Below are 1,837 nucleotides of genomic sequence, written 5' to 3'. Positions count from 1 at the left end.
CGCGCGACCGGCGCCGCGGGAGCCTCCGCGTCGCCCGGGCCGACCAGGCGCGCCGAGGCGAAGGCGGCGCCGTCGGCGGGCAGGCCACGCTCGAGGCGGTCGAGGCGCGCGCCGAGGCCGGACCGGGTGTCGTCGGCGGCGGGCAGCAGCAGGCGCGCCATGAGGAGCTCGAGGTGGAGGCGCGGCGACGTCGCGCCCGTCATCTCGGTGAGGGCGGCGTTCGCGAGGTCGGCGGACCGGGAGAGCTCGGACGCGCCGAGGTGCTGGGCCTGCAGGCGCATGCGGGCGAGCTGGTCGGCGGGCACGTCCCGCAGCGCGGCAGCGGCGGCGTCGCCGGACGCGGCGATGACGATGAGGTCGCGCAGGCGCTCGAGCAGGTCCTCGACGAAGCGTCGGGGCTCGTGGCCGGTCGTGATGACGCGCTCGACGACACGGAACGCGGACCCGCCGTCACGCGCGGAGATCGCCTCGACGAGGTCGTCGAGCAGCGCGGCCGGGGTGTAGCCGAGCAGCGCGGCCGCGTCGTCGTAGTCGAGGCCGCCCTCGCCCGAGCCGGCGATGAGCTGGTCGAGCACCGAGAGGGTGTCGCGCACCGAACCGCCGCCGGCGCGCACGACGAGCGGCAGCACGCCCGACCCGACCGGCACGCCCTCGCTCGCGCAGAGCTGCTCGAGGTACGGCACGAGCACGTCGGGCGGGACGAGCCGGAACGGGTAGTGGTGCGTGCGCGAGCGGATGGTGCCGATGACCTTGTCGGGCTCGGTCGTCGCGAAGATGAACTTGATGTGCGGCGGGGGCTCCTCGACGATCTTGAGCAGCGCGTTGAAGCCCTGCGGCGTGACCATGTGGGCCTCGTCGAGGATGAACACCTTGAACCGGTCGCGGGCCGGGGCGAACGTCGCGCGCTCGCGCAGCTCACGGGCGTCGTCGACGCCTCCGTGGCTGGCCGCGTCGATCTCGACGACGTCGAGGCTGCCCGGCCCGCCGCGCGCGAGCTCGACGCAGGACGGGCACGTGCCGCACGGGGTGTCCGTCGGGCTGGCCTCGGTGTTCGCCTCGCAGTTGAGGATGCGCGCGAGGATGCGGGCCGACGTCGTCTTGCCGCATCCGCGCGGGCCGCTGAACAGGTACGCGTGGTTGACCTGGCCGCTGCGCAGCGCCTGCCGCAGGGGTGCGGTGACGTGGTCCTGACCGATGACCTCGGCGAAGCTCTCGGGCCGGTAGCGGCGGTACAGGGCTGTCGTCACGCGAGAACCCTAGACGCCCCCACCCACGCGCGGGAGCGTCCGTCCCCGGCCTGCACGGACGCGCGGCGACGCCGGCGACGTGCCGCGGACGGCCCGGTCAGCCGAGCAGCACGACGCCCGCGAGCACGAGCACGACGACGGCGCCGACGGGCGACGCCCACGACCGCCCGCGCTCCCCGACGACCCGCCCGAGCGCACCCGACACCACGCCGAGGACCGACTGCCAGGCCGCCGACGCGAGGCTCGCACCCGCCACGAACAGTGCGCCCGCGACGAGCACCGACGACCCGTGCGCGCCGAGCCGCGCCGCGAGCCCGACCGCGACCGTCGCGAAGATCAGCAGCGTCGCGGGGTTCACGATCGTCAGCCCGACGAACCGCACGTACGCGGCCGCCGGGGTCGGTCGCGTCACCCACGCCCGGGACACCGTCGCCGCCCCCGGCCCGCCGTCGGCGACGGTTCTTCCGCCGCCGGGCCCGGGCGGGTCGACGTCGACCGCGGGCGTCGCGGCGCGCGGCTCCACGGGCACGGCCGCGACGGCCACGCCTGTCTGGCCGGGCACGGCCGGCTCGGACGCCCCCGTCTCGCGC

The 1,837-nt window shown here is 76.4% G+C and carries 2 protein-coding genes; both read right to left on the bottom strand.

Features of this window, described 5'->3' with window-relative positions; genetic code table 11:
- A partial coding sequence (locus CTKZ_RS19925) for a DNA polymerase III subunit gamma and tau (RefSeq protein WP_124344546.1) occupies positions 1 to 1,247 on the bottom strand: 1,247 nt, incomplete at its 3' end.
- A 97-nt stretch (positions 1,248 to 1,344) separates the two neighbouring features.
- Positions 1,345 to 1,837, bottom strand: a 493-nt coding sequence (locus CTKZ_RS19920) for a hypothetical protein (protein ID WP_210766403.1), incomplete at its 5' end; no start/stop codon positions are given.

Source organism: Cellulomonas algicola (assembly GCF_003851725.1).
Lineage (GTDB): Bacteria > Actinomycetota > Actinomycetes > Actinomycetales > Cellulomonadaceae > Cellulomonas > Cellulomonas algicola.
The sequence above is the reverse complement of the archived record's forward strand: the minus strand, read 5'-3'. Positions and strand labels throughout refer to the sequence as shown.